Raw genomic sequence first — 20,655 nt, forward strand, 5'->3', positions numbered from 1 at the left:
GGTCACAAGATCATTATGCAGACCAGACCACAAGGGCAGTTGACCGGGTGGTGCGGACCGTCATACGGTCTGGGTATCCGTATGGGAGAACCGGGCGTGACCCGGTGCCGAAGGAGCAACCGCCCCGGAAACTCTCAGGCCAGAAGGACCATGCGGATAACGGACTCTGGAGAGTGGTGCGCGCAGCACCCGCCGAAGGGATAACGATCTCAGGCAATGCGACAGAGGGGGCATTCGGGACGCGGGTTTTTCGCGCGCGTCCGGGGGTGCCGGTGCGGGACAGAAATATCCGCCGGCGTGAGACAGGGGAAAACCAGTGACCGGATCTGACACCACACCATTGCACGGGCTGCATCTGGAGCTCGGCGCAAAAATGATCCCTTTTGCAGGATATGACATGCCGGTGCAGTACCGGGCGGGTGTGATGCAGGAACATCTGCACACCCGCGCCGCCGCCGGGCTGTTTGATGTGAGCCACATGGGGCAGGTCCGGCTCAGCGGTCCGTCCTGGGAGGCGGTTGCGGGTGCTTTTGAAACTCTGGTGCCGATGGATGTCAAAGGTCTTGCGGACGGTCGGCAGCGCTACGGGTTTTTCACCAGTGACGCAGGCGGGATCGAAGACGATCTGATGTTCGCCCGTGCAGGCGATGACCTGATGGTTGTCGTGAATGCCGCCTGCAAGGCTGCGGATATTGCGCATATGCGGGCAGGCCTGCCCGGTGAGATATCTGTTGACGCGCTGTCGGACCGGGCGCTTGTGGCCCTGCAGGGACCGCGGGCGCAGGCTGTGATGGCCGGGCTCGATGCCCGGGCGGCGCAGATGCGGTTTATGGATGTGGCGGAGCTTGAACCCGGCGGTCTTGCTGTCGTCGCATCGCGCTCGGGCTATACCGGCGAGGACGGCTATGAGATATCGGTCCCCGCGGCTGAGGCGGAACGGCTCGCGCGCCTGCTGCTGGAGCATGAGGATGTGATGCCGGTGGGTCTCGGCGCACGGGATTCGCTGCGTCTCGAGGCCGGTCTGTGCCTTTACGGCCATGACATTGATGCGACAACCGATCCGGTCTCGGCCGCGCTGACCTGGGCCATTCAGAAAGTCAGGCGCCGGGGCGGCGACAGGGCGGGCGGCTTCCCGGGTGCTGATGTGATCTTTGAACGCATGGATCAGGGGGATGGCCCGCGGCGCGTGGGTCTGCAGCCCGAGGGGCGCGCCCCGATGCGCGAAGGTGTGCAGATTTTCGACAGCGCGGAGGGGGGCGATCCGGTGGGCCATGTGACCTCCGGCGGGTTCGGACCAACCGTGGGCGCGCCCGTGGCGATGGGTTACGTGCCGCATGCGCTGAGTGCACCCGGCACCGGGCTCTGGGGTGAGGTGCGTGGCAAACGTCTGCCCGTAAACGTCACCGCGCTGCCCTTTGTTCCGGCAAACTTCAAAAGATGAGCAACAGGAGAAAGACATCATGAAATTCACAGAAGAGCACGAATGGCTGCGCGAAGAAGGCGGTGAAATGGTGGTGGGCATCACGATCCACGCCGCGGCACAGCTGGGCGATGTGGTATTCGTCGAACTGCCCGAAGAAGGCATCACGGTGAGCAAGGACGATGAGGTTGTGGTCATCGAATCGGTCAAAGCCGCAAGCGACATTCTGGCGCCCGTCGATGGCGAGATCACCGAAGTGAACGCGGCACTGGCCGATAACCCGGCGATGGTCAACGACGACCCGCAGGGTGAAGCCTGGTTTTTCAAAATGACCGTGAGCGACCCGTCCCAGCTTGAGGAATTCATGGATGAGGCCGGGTATCAGAAATTTATCGCCTGATCTGAAGGCCCGGCCGGGGGGGCCTCCGCCGGGCGTGTTTTCAGCCGGACGACAGACTGCTGCGCAGAAGGAAAAGAGCCATGGTGTATAAGCCCACCGAATATCTGCCCTATGATTTTGCCAACCGCCGCCACATCGGGCCGTCGCCCCAGGAGATGGCCAGGATGCTCGAAGTGGTCGGCGCGCCGGATCTGGAGGCGCTGATTGATGATACGCTGCCCGAAGCCATCCGACAGAAAGAGCCGCTGGATTTCGGCAGGCCGATGTCAGAGCGCGAAGTGCTGGAGCATATGCGGCGCACCGCGGATAAAAACCGCGTGCTGACCTCGCTCATCGGTCAGGGGTATCACGGCACGGTCACGCCGCCCGCGATCCAGCGCAATATTCTCGAAAATCCGGCCTGGTACACTGCCTATACACCTTATCAGCCCGAGATCAGCCAGGGACGGCTGGAGGCGCTGCTGAACTTTCAGACCATGGTCAGTGATCTGACGGGCCTTGAGATCGCCAATGCCTCGCTGCTCGATGAAGCCACGGCCTGTGCCGAGGCGATGACCATGGCGCAGCGGGTGTCGAAATCCAAAGCAAAGGCCTTCTTTGTGGACCGCGACTGCCATCCGCAGAACATCGCGGTGATGAAAACACGCGCTGCTCCGTTGGGGATCGAAGTGATTGTCGGCAACCCGGCGAAAATGGACGCCTCGGCGGTCTTTGGTGCGATCTTTCAGTATCCGGGCACCTATGGCCATGTGCATGATTTCACTGATCTGCTGAGTGCGCTGCATGAGACGGGTGGCATCGGCATCATGTCCGCTGATCCGCTGGCGCTGACGCTGCTCAAAGAGCCTGGTGCGATGGGCGCCGATATCGCCGTGGGGTCGACCCAGCGGTTCGGGGTGCCGGAGGGGTATGGCGGTCCGCATGCGGCCTATATGGCCTGTCGCGATGCCCTGAAACGGGCGATGCCGGGGCGCATTGTTGGTGTTTCCGTCGACAGTCACGGTCACCGCGCCTACCGATTGTCTCTGCAGACCCGCGAGCAGCATATCCGGCGCGAAAAAGCCACGTCAAACGTCTGTACAGCGCAGGCGCTGCTGGCGGTCATGGCATCGATGTATGCAGTGTTTCACGGGCCCGAGGGGCTGCGCGCCATTGCGCAACGCATTCACCGCAAGACCGCGCGGCTTGCCCGCGGGCTGGAAGAGGCCGGTTTCAGGGTCGACCCGCAGGCGTTTTTCGACACCATTACCGTGGATGTGGGCCCCTTGCAGGCGGCGGTGATGAAATCGGCGGTGGATGAGGGGATCAACCTGCGGCAGGTCGGCGAGACCCGCGTGGGCATCAGCATGCACGAGCGCTGCCGGCCCGACACCATTGAAGCAGTCTGGCGGGCCTTCGGGATCGTCAAAGAGGACCGCGATTTCAGGCCTGATTACCGCTTTCCCGAAGAGATGCTGCGCCGCACGGAATATCTCACGCATCCGATTTTCCACATGAACCGGGCCGAGACAGAGATGATGCGCTATATGCGCCGGCTGGCCGATCGCGATCTGGCGCTGGATCGTGCGATGATCCCGCTGGGGTCCTGCACCATGAAGCTCAATTCGGCGGCTGAAATGATGCCGGTCAGCTGGCGCGAGTTCTCATTGCTGCATCCTTTTGCACCGGCGGATCAGGCGCTGGGATATCGCGAACTGATCGACGATCTGAGCGCCAAACTGTGCGACATCACCGGATATGACGCAATTTCGATGCAGCCCAATTCCGGCGCCCAGGGGGAATACGCGGGACTGCTGACCATCGCGGCCTTTCACCGGGCGCGCGGAGAAGCGCATCGCAACATCTGCCTCATTCCGATGAGCGCGCATGGCACCAACCCGGCGTCGGCACAGATGGTCGGCTGGAAAGTGGTACCGGTGCAGTCAGCGGCGAACGGCGACATCGATCTGGAGGATTTCCGCACCAAGGCGGAGAAACACGCAGAGCAGCTTGCCGGGTGTATGATCACCTATCCTTCGACCCATGGGGTTTTTGAAGAAACCGTGACAGAAGTGACAAGGATCGTCCACGATCATGGCGGTCAGGTCTATATCGACGGGGCCAATATGAATGCGATGGTGGGTCTGAGCCGGCCTGGTGATCTGGGCGGAGATGTGAGCCACCTGAACCTGCACAAAACCTTCTGCATCCCGCATGGCGGCGGCGGTCCCGGCATGGGCCCGATCGGTGTTAAAGAGCACCTGATACCGCATCTGCCAGGGCATGAGATCACCGGCGGTGGCGAAGGCGCGGTTTCAGCAGCACCTTACGGTTCGCCCTCGCTGCTGCCGATCAGCTGGGCCTATTGCCTGATGATGGGCGGTGAGGGCCTGACGCAGGCCACACGGGTCGCGATCCTCAACGCTAACTATATCGCGCGGCGTCTCGAAGGTGCCTTTGAGGTCCTTTATAAGGGTCCGTCCGGCAGGGTGGCGCACGAGTGCATCATCGACGTGCGCCCTTTTGAGCAAAGCGCCGGCGTCACCGTTGAGGATATCGCCAAACGGCTGATCGATTGTGGCTTTCACGCGCCCACCATGAGCTGGCCGGTGGCCGGAACACTGATGGTCGAACCCACGGAAAGTGAAACCATGGCCGAGCTTGACCGGTTCTGCGACGCGATGCTGGCCATCAGAGCGGAGATCGCAGAAATCGAAAAAGGTGATATGGATGCGGAAAACAACCCGCTGAAAAATGCGCCTCATACCGTCGAAGATCTGGTGAGCGACTGGGACAGGCCCTACAGCCGCAATCAGGGATGTTTTCCGCCGGGTGCCTTCCGGGTTGATAAATACTGGCCACCTGTGAACCGGGTGGATAATGTTTACGGCGACAGACATCTGGTCTGCACCTGTCCGCCGATGGAGGACTATGCGGAAGCGGCAGAGTAGGAGGGGCGCTGCCCCCGGCCTCAGAGAGGCCTCCCCCGGGATACTTTCATGCCAGAGAAAACATGGTTTATTAACCTTCGGGTTCTAAACAGCAGGAGCGGTACAGGCGGGGACGCCGATGACCGTAGCCGGAGAAGCGTACAGCGCTTTCCCTGAAGAGCCGCCGCGCGCGGCTCTTCTTTTCTCTGGCTCTGAAATATCCCCGCCGGAGGCATCAAACTCTTATTCGCGCGCGCGCAGCACCCGGGCTGGTCTGGTGTTCACGGGTCTCGCTGCGAAGAGGAGGCCGGCCAGCAGTGTTGCGGTTATTCCGCCCGATACAATCCAGAGTGCTGAACCCCATATCACATGATATTCCGTGTCCATGATGTAGCGGCTCACCGCCCATCCGCCCGCGATACCGGCCCCCAGTGCGACGATTCCGGCCGCAAATCCGAGGATGATTGATCGTAGTGCGAAACTGAGCAGAATGGTGCGCCGGTCTGCGCCCAGAGTGCGTAGCACGGCGGCCTCAAAGACACGCGCCCCGGTGCCAGAGGCTGCCGCGCCAATGAGGACCAGGAACCCGGTCAGAAGAGTTGCGGCAGCGCCGTAGGACGTTGCCGCAGCAAGCCCGCTCAGAACATCAGCGACCCGGTCTATCGCATCGCGCACGCGGATTGCTGTGATGTTCGGATACCGGCCTGCGAGATCACGCAGAATCTGTGCTTCGGCGTCTTCTTCGGCATAGACTGTCGAAATAAAGCTGTGCGGTGCTCCTGCCAGCGCGCCGGGGTTCATCGCGAGGATAAATCCGATCCCCGCCGTCGAGAAATCTACTTCGCGAAAGCTTGAGATCTTTCCGGTGATGTCGCGCCCGAGGATGTTCACCGTAAGCGTATCGCCGATCGCGAGACCCATCTCTCCGGCCTCTTCGGCAGCAAAGCTTATCAGTGGCGGCCCGCTGTAATCCGCATCCCACCATGCGCCTTCCGTTATGCGTGTGCCATCTGGCATCAGGCCGGAATAGGTGACACCCCGGTCCCCCTGCAGGACCCAGTGATCGCCGGCGACTTCGCGCGCCGGGATGTCGTTGATTCTGGTGATGATACCCCGGAGCATCGGTGCCGACTGGATGCGGGAAACCGCGGGGTCGCTTTCCAGTCGTTCGGTATAGCCGGCAATCTGGTCCTTCTGGATATCCACAAAGAAATAACTGGGAGCCACATCGGGCAGGTTGCCGGTAATTGCGCTGCGCAGATTGCCGTCGATCTGGCCTACGGCGGCCAGAACCGAGAGGCCGAGGCCAAGCGCCAGCACCACGGATGTCGCCCCTTCGCGCGGCCCGGAAATGGCGGCGAGGGCCCAGCGGAGCGTTGGGCGACCGCGGCTGATCCGGCTGCCACGGCGTGAGAGGATCCGGATCAGAACTGCCGCTCCGGCCAGCAAAAGCAGCGCGCCCGTTATCCCGCCGGCGGTCCAGAGGGTGAGCCACCATGTGCCGGAAAACCAGCCTGCGAGTGTCAGCAGAAGGGCGAGGCCCGCGATGGTCAGCGCCAGATATTTCGGAGCGGGGAACGCGGGCCCTGCGCTTATTGCATCGCGGAACAGAGTGGCTGCGCGGATGTCCTCGGTGCGCGCGAGCGGCCAGAGTGTGAAAACGAAGGCGGTGAGGAGGCCGTAAACCGCTGCTTCGGCCAGAGGCCCGGGATAGATCCGGAAGGCGGCGGGGACAGGCAGGCGCGCTTCGATGAGCGGGGCCAGCAGCAGAGGGGCCAGCGCGCCAAGCGCCACACCGATTGCGATACCGAGCAGTGACAGCGCGCCGACCTGAAGAAAATACGTCTGGAAAATGGTGTTCCGTTCGGCACCCAGTGTGCGCAGGGTGGCGATGACGCTTGTCTTGCCGGCGATATAGGAGCGCACAGCTGAGGAGACGCCGACACCGCCCACCGCAAGCCCTGAAAGCCCCACCAGCACCAGAAAGGCGCCCAGCCGGTCCACAAATTCCGACACGCCCGGGGCGCCGTTGCGCGCATCCGTCCAGCGCAGGCCGTTGTTCTCAAACCGGGCCCGGGCGTCGTCCTCGAGCGCGGCAAGATCGGTGCCGGGCGGCAGTGTGAGGCGGTATCTGGTGGAGAAAAGTGTGCCGGGTTCCAGCAGGGACGAGCCTTTGAGGCTTGTTGTGCGCAGGATCGTGCGGGGGCCAAGGGCAAAGCCGCCGGCGGCGCTGTCCGGTTCGCGTTCGAGGATGGCGGAGAGGGTGAAATCCTTCGTGCCGAGGGCGAAGGTATCTCCGGGACTGAGCCCGAGACGGTCGGCCAGCACCTGCTCCATAACGGCACCCGGCCTGCCGTCGATGGTGCCGAGAGCCTTCTCCAGAGGCATATCGGGCACCAGTGCGACCGTGCCCACCAGCGGATAAAGATCATCCACGGCTTTGATCTGGGTCAGGCCGCGCTCTTCACCGACAACGGCCATTGACCGGAAATCGACGATTTCGGACACGTCCGAGGCGACCCCCGCCATCCAGGCGCGCTCGTCGTCATTTGCAAAGCGATAGGTAAAATCGAGTTCTGCATCTCCGCCGAGAAGCGCCGCGCCTTCGCGGACGAGGCCTGCTTCGATGCTGGCGCGCACGGTGCCGACGGCGGCGATGGCTGCAACCCCAAGGGCCAGGCATGCCAGCAGAATGCGAAATCCCTGCAGACCGCCGCGCAACTCGCGCCGGGCGAAACGGGCGGCAATGGCAAGGCTCATTCGGCAGCCTGTTCTTCGGGCGCGATGCGGCCGTCGGCGAGGCGGATGATGCGGCTGCAGCGCGCGGCAAGGCTGCGCGAATGGGTAACCAGCACCAGCGTCGCACCGTGGCGGTCGCGCAGACCAAAGAGCATATCGACGATGGCCGCACCGTTCACGCCGTCAAGATTGCCGGTGGGCTCATCGGCGAGCAGGATATCGGGGCGGGGGGCCGCGGCGCGGGCAAGCGCGACGCGCTGCTGCTCACCGCCCGACATCTGTGCGGGGTAATGGCCGGCGCGGTGGCCAAGGCCCACCACTTCCAGTTCCGCCTGTGCCTTGTCGAAAGCCTTCGCGTCGCCGGCAAGCTCCAGCGGGGTTGCCACATTTTCCAGCGCGGTCATCGTGGGGATCAGGTGAAAGGACTGAAAGACAACGCCCATGTGATTGCGCCGGAACCGGGCCAGCGCATCTTCGGACATCGTCGTGAGGTCATGCCCGAGTGCGGTGACGCTGCCGCCGGTGGCGCGTTCCAGCCCGCCCATCAGCATCAGCAGTGATGACTTGCCCGAGCCCGACGGCCCGATGAGCCCGAGGCTCTCGCCCTTGTGAACGTCAAAGCTGATGCCCTGCAGAATATCGACCCGACCGGCATTGCCATCGAGCGACAAAGCCGCATCTTTGAGCGTGTAGACGGTATCATTCATCGGGGTTCAGCATCGCGGGCACCTTTGAGGGGTATACGTCCGGGATATGGAGATCGGATCAGGATGCGCAAGGCGATTTTGGTAATTGCGATGTGCTGCGGGTCGGCTGCGGCGGCCGAAGAGGTGGTGATTGCGGCTCTGGGCGACAGCCTCACGCAGGGTTATGGTCTGCCACAGGAGCAGGGATTTGTGCCGCAGATGCAGGCCTGGCTCGACGGGCAGGGCGCGGACGTGCGGCTCATCAACGCCGGCGTTTCGGGGGATACCACGGCAGGCGGGCTTGCCCGTGTGGACTGGACGCTGACACCGGAGGTGGACGCGATGATCGTGGCACTTGGCGGGAATGATCTTCTGCGCGGGATTGATCCGGACGTGAGTCGCGCCAGCCTTGAAGGCATCATGCAGGCGGCTGAGACGCGCGAGGTTGATGTGCTGCTGGTGGGTATGCAGGCGCCGGGAAACTACGGCCCGGCGTACAAAGAACGCTTTGATGCGATTTATCCGGACCTTGCCGCCGAATTCGGTGCGGATCTGGTGCCGGGGTTCTTCGACGGGCTGGCGGCGGAGGGAAATGATCTCTCGTCAGTCAGCGACTTAATGCAGCCTGACGGCATTCACCCGAACGCAGAAGGTGTCGCAAGAATTGTTGCGGCCATGGGGCCTGCTGTTCTGGCGCTGGTGGAAGACAGCGCCGAATAGCTCGCCTGCGTGATACGGGCGCAACAGGCGCCCGCAGAAGTCGTTCGTATTTTTCGCCGTCAGGCCAGAGCGATGTTACTGGCGCTTTCGCGGCCATCGCGTCCCGCTTCGATATCGAAGGTTACTTTCTGATCGTCAGCAAGGCCTGTCAGCCCGGCGCGTTCGACGGCAGAAATATGCACAAAGATATCTTTGCCGCCGCCGTCGGGGGCAATGAAGCCGTAGCCTTTTGTCGTGTTGAACCATTTTACGGTGCCAGAGGCCATGTCACCTGTCTCCTGTTCAGTTCCTGCCCGCGGAATGCGGCAGGCCGGCCCGGTCGAAAGCAGATCGAAGTACTGAGCCGTTGGGAGCAGTGGTCGATAGTTTGTCGCGTCGCACTCCGATATTGAAGGCAGCAGGTGCAATTGCAAGCAAAATTCATGTGACAGTTGTATTGCAACTTTGCGACAGCGGGTTTTCGCCATTGTTTTCATCCCGGAAGGGTCTGCCCGGATTTTCAGCGGCACCTCAGAAAGAGCCCGGCGGAATAAATTTTACCAGTTGATAAAAAAATAAAACCGTGAGAGCGTTTCGGGCAACCACAGACACATGAGGGAGCCACCATGGCGCAGGATGTCTTTACCCCGGGGATCGTTCCGGGACGGCTGGAGCCGGGCGAGTACGACAGCCATTTTTCCGATCTGCATCCGCGGCTGGATGACCATGCGGCCCTGGTGGCTGCGGACCGGTGCTATTTCTGTCATGACGCGCCCTGTATCACGGCCTGTCCGACGGATATCGATATTCCGCTGTTCATCCGGCAGATCGCGACCGGCACGCCGGATGCGGCGGCGAAAACGATCCTGAGCCAGAATATTATGGGCGGCATGTGCGCGCGGGTCTGCCCGACCGAGCAGCTTTGTGAAGAGGCCTGTGTGCGGGAGATGGCGGAGGGCAAGCCGGTGCTGATCGGGCAGTTGCAGCGCTATGCCACGGATCATCTGCAGGCGCAGGGGATTCACCCGTTTGTGCGCGCCGCGTCGACTGGCAGGAAGGTGGCTGTTGTGGGGGCGGGCCCCGCAGGGCTTTCCTGTGCGCACCGGCTCGCGATGCACGGGCATGATGTGGTGGTCTTTGATGCGCGCCCGCGGCCCGGCGGGCTGAATGAATACGGGATTGCGAGTTATAAAACCGTGGACGGGTTTGCCGCGGCGGAAGTGGACTGGCTGCTGCAGATCGGCGGGATCGAGATCCGCACCGGTGTGGCCCTGGGCCGGGAAGAGACGCTCGAAGGCTTGCGTGATCGTTTCGATGCGGTGTTCCTCGGCATGGGTCTGGGCGGCGTGAATGCCCTGCGTGTGGAGGGGGAGGACAAGGACGGTATCCTTGATGCGGTCGAATTCATCGCAGATCTGCGCCAGGCCGGTGATGTGGCCGATCTGCCTGTGGGCCGCGATGTGGTGGTGATCGGCGGCGGGATGACGGCCATTGATGCCGCCGTGCAGTCAAAACTGCTGGGTGCGCTCAATGTGACGCTGGTCTATCGCCGGGGGCGCGACCGGATGAATGCGAGCGTTTATGAGCAGAATCTCGCGGCCTCTAAGGGCGTGCGGATTGTGACCCATGCTGTACCCGTTGGCGTGACCGGCAACGGCGCGGTGCGGGAGATCGAATTCAGCTATGTCGATGCGGAAATGAAACCCACCGGTGAGACACTGCGGCTGGCCGCCGACCAGGTGCTGAAGGCGATCGGTCAGACGCTGGAGGGCGACGGTCTGCCGGAGCTTGAGAGCGGGAAGATTGCCGTTGATGCGGCCGGGCGCACATCGGTTGAGGGCGTCTGGGCCGGAGGTGATTGTGCCTCGGGCGGGGACGATCTGACGGTGACGGCTGTGGCAGAGGGTCGCGACGCGGCGATGGACATCCATGCAAGCCTGACGGCAGGCTGAGGGAGAAACGGACAATGGCAGATCTCAAAAGCGACTTTGTGGGCATCAAAAGCCCGAACCCCTTCTGGCTCGCCTCCGCGCCGCCGACGGATAAGGAATACAACGTCCGTCGCGCCTTTGATGCGGGCTGGGGCGGCGTGGTGTGGAAAACGCTGGGTCTTGATCCGCATGTGGTGAATGTGAACGGGCCGCGATATGGCGCGGTTTACGGCGCCGACCGGCGGCTTCTGGGGCTCAACAATATCGAGCTGATCACAGACCGGCCGCTGCAGACCAACCTTGATGAGATCAAGGTGGTCAAGCGCGATTATCCGGACCGGGCGATGGTCGTGTCGCTGATGGTGCCCTGCGAGGAAGAGCCCTGGAAATACATTCTGCCGCTGGTGGAAGATACCGGGGCTGACGGGGTTGAGCTGAATTTCGGCTGCCCGCACGGGATGAGCGAGCGGGGCATGGGCTCGGCGGTGGGGCAGGTCCCTGAATACATTGAAATGGTGACGCGCTGGGTTAAGGCCAACACGCGTATGCCGGTGATCGTGAAGCTCACGCCCAACATCACCGATATCCGCCAGCCTGCCGAGGCGGCCATGCGCGGCGGGGCGGATGCGGTGTCGCTGATCAATACGATCAACTCGATCACCAGCGTGGATCTGGATCTGTTCGCGCCTGAGCCCACGATTGATGGCAAGGGCGCGCATGGCGGCTATTGCGGGCCGGCCGTGAAGCCGATCGCGCTCAATATGGTGGCAGAGATTGCGCGCACGCCTGATCTGCACGGACTGCCGGTCTCGGGGATCGGCGGGATCACCACCTGGCGGGATGCGGCCGAGTTCATGGCACTCGGGGCCGGCAACGTGCAGGTCTGTACGGCGGCAATGACCTATGGCTTTAAAATCGTTCAGGAAATGATCTCGGGTCTCAGCGATTATATGGACAGCAAGGGTATGACCTCTGTCGATGAGATCGTCGGGCGGGCCGTGCCGAATGTCACCGACTGGAACCAGCTGAACCTCAATTATGTCGCCAAGGCGAAGATCAATCAGGATCTCTGCATTTCCTGCGGGCGGTGTTTTGCGGCCTGTGAGGACACTTCGCACCAGGCGATTGCGATGTCGGACGACCGCACCTTTACCGTGATCGACGACGAATGCGTGGCCTGTAACCTCTGCGTCAATGTCTGCCCGGTCGAGGACTGCATCACCATGGAGGAGATGGCGGCCGGCACGACGGATCCGCGTACCGGCAAGGTGGTGGAACCGGAGTACGCCAACTGGACGACGCATCCCAATAACCCGGCGGCCAAAGCCGCCGAGTGAAGTCTCAGCTCTCGCCGCGTTCCAGAATGGGCGCCGTGGGCAGCGGGTTGGGCATGACGTAGGGCGGTGCGGCGGCCGCTGCGGCCTCTGCCTGGGCGGCGTCCGCCCGGGCCTGTGCCACTTCAGCTGCGCGGGCCTCTTCGGCGGCGCGCGCCTCGACACGCTGGCGTTCCTGCCGTTCCAGAAACTCTGTTGCGGCCTCGGTGCGCGACTGCGCCTCGACGACCGATTTCGGTGTGGCATCGGGTGGGCCCATCCCTTCCCGGCGTCGGTTGATCAGGCCTTCGAGATAAGCACCACCGGTGCCCGTTCCGTTGCCCGCACCAAAGCCGGACTGGTCCGAGGCCGTGCCTGTCTCGCGGCCCTGAGCCGCCGACGATACCGGCTGAGGCGCGGCCACGGACAGCCCGCCCTCACCGGTCGGTGCCGGGGCAGGCTGCGGCGCATAGGGGTTAATTAAAGAAACTGCTGACATAATGTGCTCCGTTTCCATCGCTGGTCGAAGCCCTCACCCGTAAATATGAATGCATCGTAAACGTTACCGGGGCGTTAATGCGACCGGGAAACAGGTGGCTTGGTTAACACAGGTTAAGAGCGCAGCAGCCGGGTGAAGAGCGTCCGAAGGAAGGCTGCGGCACCCTCCTGCCCGGCGGGGTCATCGCGCATCAGCACGCGGACCTGGGCTGCGAAATCGGCGTAGTGCTGGGTGGTGGCCCAGATCGAGAAAATCAGGTGACGCGGATCGACCGGGGTGAGCGCGCCCGCGTCCATCCAGCCCTGTATCACCGCGCACTTTTCCTCGAACAGCGGTTGCAGACCGGCCTGCAGATGCGGCGCCATGCGCGGGGCGCCCTGCAGGATCTCGCCGGCAAAAAGCCGGCTTTCGCGCGGCAGTTCATGGGCCATATCGAGCTTGCGTTCCACATAGTTCAGGATCTCGGTGAGCGGATCACCCGCTGCATCCAGTGTGACCAGAGGATCGAGCCAGGTCTCCATCAGCTGATTAAGCAGCGTGACGTGGATTTCTTCTTTGCCGTCAAAGTAGTAAAGAATGTTCGGTTTGCTCAGGCCCGCGGCCTCAGCGATCTGATCCAGAGTGGCCCCGCGGTACCCGTGCTGGGAAAATACATCCAGGGCGGCCTCAAGAATACGCGAGCGGTTGCGGCGCTGGATCCTGCTGGGCTTTTTGTCTGCGTCGTCCGGCACCTGTTGCTCCGTGCTGCTGGCGCTGCACTGAAATCGGGCAGGCGCGGAAGTGGTCTGATCTTTGCCGCCCCGGGGTGCGAAAGGAAGTCTTGACTTGCGCCATGTGAGCCGCAATCGTGGCTTTACCAAATGGTAAAATTTACGCCGGCGCAAGCATAATGCGCGGGCCTGCGAGGAAGGAACGGACATGACAGCGCCCGGGCAGAATCTGAAGATCAATCCGGACCGTCTCTGGGACACGCTGATGGAAATGGCCAAAATCGGACCCGGGGTCGCGGGCGGCAACAACCGCCAGACGCTGACCGATGAGGACGGTGAGGGCCGCGCGCTTTTCCAGAGCTGGTGCGAGGCTGCGGGCTGTACCATGGGGCTTGACCAGATGGGCAATATGTTTGCGCGCCGTGAGGGGTCGGACCCGGATGCGCTGCCCGTTTATGTGGGCAGCCACCTTGATACGCAGCCCACGGGCGGCAAATACGATGGCGTGCTGGGTGTGCTGGGCGGGCTGGAGATCATCCGTACGCTGAACGATCTCAATATCACAACAAAGCATCCGATTGTGGTGACGAATTTCACCAATGAAGAGGGCACGCGTTATGCCCCCGCGATGCTGTCGTCGGGCGTTTTCGCGGGCATTCACACGCAGGACTGGGCCTACGACCGTGTTGATGCGGAGGGCAAAAAGTTCGGCGATGAGCTCAAACGCATCGGCTGGCAGGGCGATGAGGAGGTAGGTGCGCGCAAAATGCACGCGTTTTTCGAGCTGCACATCGAACAGGGGCCCATCCTCGAGGCTGAGGGCAAAGACATCGGTGTCGTCACCCACGGTCAGGGGCTGAGCTGGACCGAAGTGACCATCACCGGCAAGGACAGCCACACTGGCTCCACCCCGATGCCGATGCGCAAAAACGCAGGGCTCGGCATGGCGCGGGTGCTGGAAAAGGTCGATGAGATCGCCTGGTCGCACAAGCCGCATGCGGTGGGCGCGGCGGGGCATATCGATGTCTATCCGAATTCGCGCAATGTGATCCCGGGAAAGGTGGTGTTTACGGTTGATTTCCGCTCTCCTGATCTGAGTGTTATTGAGGATATGGAGGCGCGGCTGCGCGTCGAGGCGCAGAAAATCTGTGATGACATGGGGCTGGAGATCAGCTTTGAGAAGGTCGGCGGGTTTGACCCGGTGGCCTTTGACGAGGGTTGCGTCACGGCGGTGCGAAACGCCGCCGGGCGTCTGGGATACAGCCATATGAACCTGATTTCCGGTGCCGGGCATGATGCCTGCTGGATCAACCGGGTGGCGCCCACAGCGATGGTGATGTGTCCCTGCGTGGACGGGTTGAGCCATAATGAAGCCGAGGAAATCTCCAGAGAATGGGCCATGGCGGGCACGGATGTTCTGATGCATGCTGTGGTGGAGACGGCGGAGATTGTAGGATGATCGCACCGGATCTGTCGGTGCCGGAGCGGATTTCGGCGCTGATTGAGGCGGAGATGTCGGAGGCCGGGGCGGGGCGTGATATGGCGCAACAGCGGATTGCAGCCGCCCTGCGCACGGCACTGCGACCACCGCGCGAAGTGACGGTGAATTTCTCCGGCGGGCTGGTACAGACCTGCTGGAGTGTGACGCGGGGCGACGGAGATTACCGGGTGGTTTACATGCCGCTTGCGGGATATTTTTCGCTCTGCGCTGAGAGTGATTTCGGGCCACTGGATATTGGTGTTCACGGGTCCGCGCTGGGGTGTTTCGGGTCCGTGTGACCCCGGGGGCGCGATGCCGCCCGACGCCTGAGACATAAGGGCCGTAAGAAAAGCGGCCGCTGAGATGGGAGATGCAAGATGAGCAAGGTGATCAAAGGCGGTATGGTCTGCACGGCGGACCGGACGTGGAAAGCGGATGTGCTGATCGAGGGCGAAACGATCAGACAGATTGGTGAGGATCTGAAGGGCGACGAATATATCGATGCCGAAGGCGCCTATGTGATCCCGGGCGGCATTGACCCGCACACCCATCTGGAGATGCCGTTCATGGGGACCACCGCCGCCGAAACCTTTGAAAGCGGCACCTGGGCTGCGGCTGCGGGCGGGACCACGATGGTGGTGGATTTCTGTCTGCCGGGCGAGGACGGATCGATCAAGAACGCGATAAATGAGTGGCACCGCAAATCGGCACCCCAGATCTGTTCGGACGTCGGCTATCACATGGCGATCACGGGCTGGGATGAGAACGTCTTTAACGAGATGAAGGACGCCGTGGAGATGGGCGTCAATTCGTTCAAGCACTTCATGGCCTATAAGGGTGCGCTGATGATCGAGGACGATGAGATGTTCGCCTCCTTCAAGCGCTGTGCCGAGCTTGGTGCACTGCCGATGGTGCATGCGGAGAACGGTGATCTGGTGGCCGAAATGCAGCAGAAGTATTTTGACCAGGGGATCACCGGGCCCGAAGGCCATGCCTATTCCCGCCCGCCCGAGTTCGAGGGTGAAGCCGCCAACCGTGCGATCACGATTGCCGATGCTGCCGGCACGCCGCTTTATGTGGTGCATGTCTCCTGCGAGCAGGCGCATGAGGCGATCCGGCGGGCGCGCCAGAAGGGCATGCGGGTTTACGGCGAGCCGCTCATTCAGTTCCTGACGCTGGACGAATCGGAGTATTTCAACAAGGACTGGGACCACGCCGCGCGCCGGGTCATGTCGCCGCCGTTCCGCAGCAAGGACCATCAGGACAGTCTCTGGGCCGGGTTGCAGGCGGGATCGCTGCAGGTGGTGGCCACGGATCATGCGGCCTTTAATACGGAACAGAAACGCGCGGGACGGGATGATTTCCGGATCATTCCCAATGGCTCAAACGGGCTGGAGGAGCGTCTGGCAGTGCTCTGGACTGAAGGAGTGGAGACAGGGCGGCTGACGCCCAATGAGTTTGTCGCCTGTACCTCGACGAATGTGGCGAAGATCCTGAATATTTATCCGCGCAAGGGCGCGCTGGTGGAGGGGGCGGATGCCGATATCGTCGTCTGGGACCCGAAGATCAGCAAAACGATCAGCCCGGCCAATCACCATTCGGTGCTGGATTATAATGTCTTTGAGGGATTTGAGGTGAAGGCGCAGTCACGCTATACGCTCAACCGCGGCGAGGTCATCTGGGCCTGGGGGCAGAATTCGCAGCCCAACCCGGGGCGCGGGCGTTTCATTCCGCGGCCTGCCTTTGCCAGTGCTTCTGTGGCGCTGAGCAAATGGAAAGCGCTGACCGCGCCGAAGATGATAAAACGGGATCCGATGAATATTCCGGCCGGGATCTGAGGCCATGAAAGACAACCCCGCCGGTGCGTGCGGGGCAGGGGAAGGGCAGTTCGTGAGCAAGGAAAGTGTGATCAGCGCCAGGCAACTGGATCTGACATTCCGCACCGGTGACGGCCCGGTGCATGCGCTGAAAGACGTGAACCTCGATATCAGGCGCGGCGAGTTCGTAAGCTTTATCGGGCCCTCGGGCTGTGGGAAAACGACGTTTCTGCGTTGTATGGCCGATCTGGAACACCCCACGGGCGGTGAGATTTCCGTGAATGGCGTGAGCGCTGAGGCGGCGCGGCGGGCGCGGGCCTATGGCTATGTGTTTCAGGCGGCGGGGCTTTATCCCTGGCGGACCATCGGCGGGAATGTGCGGTTGCCGCTGGAAATCATGGGCTATGACCGTGCTGATCAGGACGCACGGGTTAAGCGGGTGCTGGAGCTTGTGGAACTTGACGGGTTTGAGCGCAAATACCCCTGGCAGCTTTCGGGCGGGATGCAGCAGCGCGCGTCGATTGCGCGGGCGCTTGCTTTTGATGCAGATATTCTGCTGATGGATGAGCCTTTCGGTGCGCTGGATGAGATCGTGCGCGATCACCTGAACGAGCAGTTGCTGAAGCTCTGGGCGCGCACCGAAAAGACGATTGCCTTTGTGACCCATTCGATCCCTGAGGCGGTGTATCTGTCTACGCGCATCGTTGTGATGTCACCGCGGCCGGGGCGTATCACCGATGTGATCGAAAGCCCGCTGCCGGCCGAGCGACCGCTGGAGATCCGCGATACACAGGCGTTTCTGGATGTGGCGCACCGGGTGCGGGAAGGGCTGCGTGCGGGGCATGTCGATGACTGATGGCGGTGCATGCGGAACCCGGCCCTCCGGGAGGGATATTTTCGAGCCAGAGAAAGCGGGGGCTGAGTGAGAGGATCCGTGGTACCAGTGCTGACCGTTGTCTGCGGGATCTTTGTGATCTGGTATGCGGCGGCTGTCTGGCTTAATGCGGCCTGGGCCTATGACAAGGCGGCGCGCAGCGGGACGGAGCTCAGCACACAGATGCTGATTGCCGATACCTGGAGCCAGGACAAGCCGAAGCTGCCGGCGCCGCATCAGGTGGTGGTGGAGATCTGGGAGACCACTGCGCAGAAGAAGATCACTTCCAAACGCTCGCTGGTCTATCATTCGTGGATCACGCTGAGTGCAACACTGCTGGGGTTTGCCCTGGGGACCGGGCTCGGGATCGCGCTGGCGGTGGGGATTGTCTATAACCGTACGATGGATCGCAGTGTCATGCCCTGGGTCATCGCCAGCCAGACCATTCCGATCCTTGCCATCGCGCCGATGATCATTGTGGTGCTGAATGCGGCCGGGATTTCGGGGCTGCTGCCCAAGGCCACGATTTCGATGTATCTGTCGTTTTTCCCGGTCGTGGTCGGCATGGTCAAGGGGCTGCGCAGCCCTGATCAGATGCAGCTTGATCAGATGCGCACCTGGAGTGCATCAGGCGCACAGACCTTCTGGCGGCTGCGGTTGCCGGCCTCGATGCCTTACCTCTTTACCTCGCTGAAGATCGGCATGGCGGCCTCGCTTGTTGGCGCGATTGTCGGCGAGTTACCCACCGGGGCGGTGGCGGGTCTGGGGGCAAGATTGCTGGCGGGGAGTTATTACGGTCAGACGATCCAGATCTGGTCCGCGCTGCTGATGGCGGCAGCGCTGGCAGCGGCGCTCGTGGGGCTGATCGGGCTGATACAGCGAATTACCCTGAACCGGATGGGGATGGCATGACGGGCTGGCTGATCTTTGCCCTGCTGGTCTGGGCCGGGGGGTGGTGGCTCAATGCCCGGCTTGCGGCGCGGCCTGCAACGGGGTTTACCTCGCTGATTATTCCGGTGATTTTCGGCCTGACGCTGATCGCCGTCTGGGAAGGGGTCGTGCGCGGGTTTGAGATCAGCCCGGTGCTGCTGCCTGCCCCCTCGGCCATCGCGGCGCGCTTTGCCGCCTCGACATCGATCCTGTGGGAAGACTTTGTGCAGACCGTGATCAGGGGCGCGCTCACAGGCTATGTGCTGGGCTGCGGATCGGCGTTTCTCATCGCCATTCTTGTGGACCGCTATGATTTTCTGCGACGGGGCCTTTTGCCGGTTGGTAACTTTGTGGCGGCTCTGCCGGTGATCGGCCTCGCGCCGATCCTTGTGATGTGGTTCGGGTTCGACTGGCAGTCAAAAGCCGCAGTTGTGGTTGTCATGGTGTTTTTCCCGATGCTGGTGAATACTGTACAGGGGCTGAGCGCCTCATCGTCTATGCAGCGCGATCTGATGCGGACATGGGCGGCGGGCTACTGGACCACACTGCTGAGGCTGCGCCTGCCTGCGGCGATGCCATTTATCTTCAACGGGCTGAAGATTGCGAGTACGCTGGCGCTGATCGGTGCGATTGTCGCTGAATTTTTCGGCTCACCGATCCGGGGAATGGGATTTCGGATATCCACTTCGGTCGGACAGCTTGCGCTTGATCTGGTGTGGGCAGAGATTGTGGTCGCGGCGATCACGGGCTCTGCTTTTTACGGCGTGATTGCGCTGATTGAGCGGTCGGTGACCTTCTGGCACCCGTCCCAGCGCCACTGAATGAAGAACGATAACAAAAAAGACGACCAACAAAGGAGAGTACAATGAAAAGAGTAACACAACTGGCCGCAGGGGCGGCGCTGGGTGTCTGGGGCGTTGCCGCCCATGCCGCCGATGAGGTCACGCTGCAGCTGAAATGGGTGACCCAGGCGCAGTTCGCGGGCTATTATGTGGCGCTTGATAAAGGGTTCTACGAGGAAGAAAACCTCGACGTGACGATCAAGCCGGGCGGCCCGGATATCGCGCCTGTTCAGGTGCTGCTGGGCGGTGGTGCTGATGTGATGGTCGACTGGCTGCCCTCGGCGCTTGCCGCGCGTGAAAAGGGCGCGCCGATTGTGAACATCGCGCAGCCCTTCGCCTCCTCGGGCCTGATGCTGACCTGTCTGAAAGAGCATGAGATCAATTCGCCCGAGGATTTCCCCGGCCATACGCTGGGCACCTGGTTCTTTGGCAATGAGATCCCGCTTTATTCCTGGATGGGCAAGCTGGGCTATGCCACGGACGGATCCGAGGGTGGTGTGACCATTCAGAAGATCAACTTCAACGTAGACCCGCTGCTGCAGAAGCAGGTCGAATGCGCGACGACCATGACCTACAATGAATACTGGCAGGTCATCGATGCGGGTCTCACACCGGAGGATCTCGTCGTTTTCAAATATGAGGACGAAGGCATTTCGACGCTGGAAGATGGTCTTTACACCACCGAAGAGAAGCTGGCGGACCCTGCTGAGGCAGAGAAACTCGTGCGTTTTGTAAGAGCCTCCATGAAGGGCTGGAAATACGCCGAGGAGAACCCTGATGAGGCTGCGGAAATCGTGCTTGAGAACGACCAGACCGGCGCGCAGACCGAAAAGCACCAGAAGCGCATGATGGGTGAGATCGCAAAACTGACGGCCGGTTCTGACGGGACCCTGGATGAGGCAGCCTTTGACCGGTCCGCACAGATCACCATGGAGGGTGGCATGATCACGAAGATGCCTGAAGGGGCATGGACGCATGATATCACGGACAAAGCGCTGAACTGACTGTTATTGGCGCGTATCTGAGAAAGGCCGGTGTTAAAGCCGGCCTTTTTGCTGCTGCGGGGTGGACTTTGCCGGGTCAGACACCATGTCAGGCTACAGCCACGGGAGCATGAGGACATAAATGAGCAACATGGAAAATCTGGAAACGGAATTGTCTGAAAAGGAACGTCAGGCGCGGGTGAACGAAGCGGCGCTGGCGTCGATTGCTGCGGAACGCAACAGACGTTCGGCCAGCGGGCACGCGGTTATTTCGTCTGCGATGGGGTATGGCAGCGGTGCGCTCGGGAAAGGCCTGTTCGGGCGCATCAGCCACGCCGCGAAGCTCTTTTGCATTCTGTTCGCGTTTCTGGTGCCCAGCCTGCTGATCTGGCAGGTGCTGCTCTGACGCGGCCTGCGCTCTCA

Annotated in this window: 19 protein-coding genes and 1 riboswitch; of the genes, 14 read left to right on the plus strand and 5 right to left on the minus strand. The window is 61.9% G+C overall.

Annotated features, from left to right (window positions below; translation table 11 throughout):
* Positions 1-72: 72 nt before the first annotated feature.
* A riboswitch (glycine riboswitch) is annotated at positions 73-161 on the plus strand.
* Between the two features lie 155 nt (positions 162-316).
* From gcvT to gcvP, 3 genes are all read left to right on the plus strand, one after another.
* Entirely contained in the window at positions 317-1,441 is a 1,125-nt protein-coding gene (gcvT, locus tag G3256_RS02245; protein ID WP_281359595.1) for a glycine cleavage system aminomethyltransferase GcvT, read from the plus strand.
* A 19-nt stretch (positions 1,442-1,460) separates the two neighbouring features.
* The gene (gene gcvH / locus G3256_RS02250; protein ID WP_169639292.1) at positions 1,461-1,820 is read left to right on the plus strand and encodes a glycine cleavage system protein GcvH; all 360 of its coding nucleotides are present in this window, start codon (positions 1,461-1,463) and stop codon (positions 1,818-1,820) included.
* 80 nt (positions 1,821-1,900) lie between these two features.
* A complete protein-coding gene (gene gcvP, locus G3256_RS02255; protein WP_169639293.1) occupies positions 1,901-4,750 on the plus strand; it encodes an aminomethyl-transferring glycine dehydrogenase in 2,850 nt (949 codons plus the stop codon).
* Positions 4,751-4,972: 222 nt separating this feature from the next.
* On the opposite strand, the gene G3256_RS02260 is transcribed toward gcvP, so the two are convergent.
* Both G3256_RS02260 and G3256_RS02265 read right to left on the minus strand, forming a co-directional pair.
* On the minus strand, positions 4,973-7,489 hold the full coding sequence (locus tag G3256_RS02260; RefSeq protein WP_169639294.1) for an ABC transporter permease: 2,517 nt from the start codon (positions 7,487-7,489) through the stop codon (positions 4,973-4,975).
* A complete protein-coding gene (locus G3256_RS02265; RefSeq protein ID WP_169639295.1) occupies positions 7,486-8,175 on the minus strand; it encodes an ABC transporter ATP-binding protein in 690 nt (229 codons plus the stop codon). The genes G3256_RS02260 and G3256_RS02265 overlap by 4 nt, the downstream gene beginning before the upstream one ends.
* A gap of 63 nt (positions 8,176-8,238) precedes the next feature.
* On the opposite strand from G3256_RS02265, the gene G3256_RS02270 reads away from it, so the two are divergent.
* Complete coding sequence (locus G3256_RS02270) at positions 8,239-8,874, plus strand: arylesterase (RefSeq protein ID WP_169639296.1); 636 nt, start codon at positions 8,239-8,241, stop codon at positions 8,872-8,874.
* A 59-nt stretch (positions 8,875-8,933) separates the two neighbouring features.
* Here the strand turns inward: G3256_RS02270 and G3256_RS02275 are convergent, their stop codons facing one another.
* Complete coding sequence (locus G3256_RS02275; protein ID WP_169639297.1) at positions 8,934-9,140, minus strand: cold-shock protein; 207 nt, start codon at positions 9,138-9,140, stop codon at positions 8,934-8,936.
* Between the two features lie 339 nt (positions 9,141-9,479).
* Between G3256_RS02275 and G3256_RS02280 the strand changes: the two genes are divergently transcribed.
* Together G3256_RS02280 and preA are read left to right on the plus strand one after the other, a co-directional pair.
* On the plus strand, positions 9,480-10,805 hold the full coding sequence (locus G3256_RS02280) for an NAD(P)-dependent oxidoreductase (RefSeq protein ID WP_169639298.1): 1,326 nt from the start codon (positions 9,480-9,482) through the stop codon (positions 10,803-10,805).
* A gap of 14 nt (positions 10,806-10,819) precedes the next feature.
* Entirely contained in the window at positions 10,820-12,121 is a 1,302-nt protein-coding gene (preA, locus tag G3256_RS02285) for an NAD-dependent dihydropyrimidine dehydrogenase subunit PreA (protein WP_169639299.1), read from the plus strand.
* A 4-nt stretch (positions 12,122-12,125) separates the two neighbouring features.
* On the opposite strand, the gene G3256_RS02290 is transcribed toward preA, so the two are convergent.
* Together G3256_RS02290 and G3256_RS02295 are read right to left on the minus strand one after the other, a co-directional pair.
* Positions 12,126-12,596, minus strand: a complete 471-nt coding sequence (locus G3256_RS02290) for a hypothetical protein (protein ID WP_169639300.1) — start codon at positions 12,594-12,596, stop codon at positions 12,126-12,128.
* Between the two features lie 113 nt (positions 12,597-12,709).
* Positions 12,710-13,327 carry a TetR family transcriptional regulator C-terminal domain-containing protein gene (locus G3256_RS02295; protein ID WP_169639301.1) on the minus strand — a complete coding sequence of 206 codons (618 nt, stop codon included), beginning with the start codon at positions 13,325-13,327 and terminating at the stop codon, positions 12,710-12,712.
* 187 nt (positions 13,328-13,514) lie between these two features.
* Between G3256_RS02295 and G3256_RS02300 the strand changes: the two genes are divergently transcribed.
* The 8 genes from G3256_RS02300 (at position 13,515) to G3256_RS02335 (ending at position 20,638) form a co-directional block, all read left to right on the plus strand.
* Positions 13,515-14,765: a Zn-dependent hydrolase gene (locus tag G3256_RS02300; protein ID WP_169639302.1), complete on the plus strand. Its 1,251-nt coding sequence runs from the start codon at positions 13,515-13,517 to the stop codon at positions 14,763-14,765.
* Entirely contained in the window at positions 14,762-15,085 is a 324-nt protein-coding gene (locus G3256_RS02305) for a hypothetical protein (RefSeq protein WP_169639303.1), read from the plus strand. Before G3256_RS02300 ends, G3256_RS02305 begins: the two co-directional genes overlap by 4 nt.
* Positions 15,086-15,163: 78 nt before the next feature.
* The gene (hydA, locus tag G3256_RS02310) at positions 15,164-16,624 is read left to right on the plus strand and encodes a dihydropyrimidinase (RefSeq protein ID WP_169639304.1); all 1,461 of its coding nucleotides are present in this window, start codon (positions 15,164-15,166) and stop codon (positions 16,622-16,624) included.
* 4 nt (positions 16,625-16,628) lie between these two features.
* On the plus strand, positions 16,629-17,459 hold the full coding sequence (locus G3256_RS02315) for an ABC transporter ATP-binding protein (protein WP_169639305.1): 831 nt from the start codon (positions 16,629-16,631) through the stop codon (positions 17,457-17,459).
* Positions 17,460-17,525: 66 nt separating this feature from the next.
* On the plus strand, positions 17,526-18,389 hold the full coding sequence (locus tag G3256_RS02320; protein WP_169639306.1) for an ABC transporter permease: 864 nt from the start codon (positions 17,526-17,528) through the stop codon (positions 18,387-18,389).
* Positions 18,386-19,228, plus strand: a complete 843-nt coding sequence (locus G3256_RS02325) for an ABC transporter permease (protein WP_169639307.1) — start codon at positions 18,386-18,388, stop codon at positions 19,226-19,228. Before G3256_RS02320 ends, G3256_RS02325 begins: the two co-directional genes overlap by 4 nt.
* A 44-nt stretch (positions 19,229-19,272) precedes the next feature.
* Complete coding sequence (locus G3256_RS02330; protein ID WP_169639308.1) at positions 19,273-20,253, plus strand: ABC transporter substrate-binding protein; 981 nt, start codon at positions 19,273-19,275, stop codon at positions 20,251-20,253.
* Between the two features lie 121 nt (positions 20,254-20,374).
* Positions 20,375-20,638, plus strand: a complete 264-nt coding sequence (locus tag G3256_RS02335; protein WP_169639309.1) for a hypothetical protein — start codon at positions 20,375-20,377, stop codon at positions 20,636-20,638.
* The last annotated feature ends 17 nt before the right edge of the window (positions 20,639-20,655 follow it).

The sequence above is a fragment of the Roseobacter ponti genome (assembly GCF_012932215.1).
GTDB lineage: Bacteria > Pseudomonadota > Alphaproteobacteria > Rhodobacterales > Rhodobacteraceae > Roseobacter > Roseobacter ponti.

Coding starts and splice junctions, on each gene's coding strand:
- G3256_RS02290 (WP_169639300.1), bottom strand. CDS start 12,596: ATGTCAGCAGTTTCTTTAATTAACCCCTATGCGCCGCAGCCTGCCCCG.
- G3256_RS02280 (WP_169639298.1), top strand. CDS start 9,480: ATGGCGCAGGATGTCTTTACCCCGGGGATCGTTCCGGGACGGCTGGAG.
- G3256_RS02300 (WP_169639302.1), top strand. CDS start 13,515: ATGACAGCGCCCGGGCAGAATCTGAAGATCAATCCGGACCGTCTCTGG.
- G3256_RS02260 (WP_169639294.1), bottom strand. CDS start 7,489: ATGAGCCTTGCCATTGCCGCCCGTTTCGCCCGGCGCGAGTTGCGCGGC.
- gcvH (WP_169639292.1), top strand. CDS start 1,461: ATGAAATTCACAGAAGAGCACGAATGGCTGCGCGAAGAAGGCGGTGAA.
- G3256_RS02335 (WP_169639309.1), top strand. CDS start 20,375: ATGAGCAACATGGAAAATCTGGAAACGGAATTGTCTGAAAAGGAACGT.
- G3256_RS02305 (WP_169639303.1), top strand. CDS start 14,762: ATGATCGCACCGGATCTGTCGGTGCCGGAGCGGATTTCGGCGCTGATT.
- G3256_RS02330 (WP_169639308.1), top strand. CDS start 19,273: ATGAAAAGAGTAACACAACTGGCCGCAGGGGCGGCGCTGGGTGTCTGG.
- G3256_RS02315 (WP_169639305.1), top strand. CDS start 16,629: ATGAAAGACAACCCCGCCGGTGCGTGCGGGGCAGGGGAAGGGCAGTTC.
- G3256_RS02325 (WP_169639307.1), top strand. CDS start 18,386: ATGACGGGCTGGCTGATCTTTGCCCTGCTGGTCTGGGCCGGGGGGTGG.
- G3256_RS02270 (WP_169639296.1), top strand. CDS start 8,239: ATGCGCAAGGCGATTTTGGTAATTGCGATGTGCTGCGGGTCGGCTGCG.
- G3256_RS02275 (WP_169639297.1), bottom strand. CDS start 9,140: ATGGCCTCTGGCACCGTAAAATGGTTCAACACGACAAAAGGCTACGGC.
- gcvP (WP_169639293.1), top strand. CDS start 1,901: ATGGTGTATAAGCCCACCGAATATCTGCCCTATGATTTTGCCAACCGC.
- preA (WP_169639299.1), top strand. CDS start 10,820: ATGGCAGATCTCAAAAGCGACTTTGTGGGCATCAAAAGCCCGAACCCC.
- hydA (WP_169639304.1), top strand. CDS start 15,164: ATGAGCAAGGTGATCAAAGGCGGTATGGTCTGCACGGCGGACCGGACG.
- G3256_RS02265 (WP_169639295.1), bottom strand. CDS start 8,175: ATGAATGATACCGTCTACACGCTCAAAGATGCGGCTTTGTCGCTCGAT.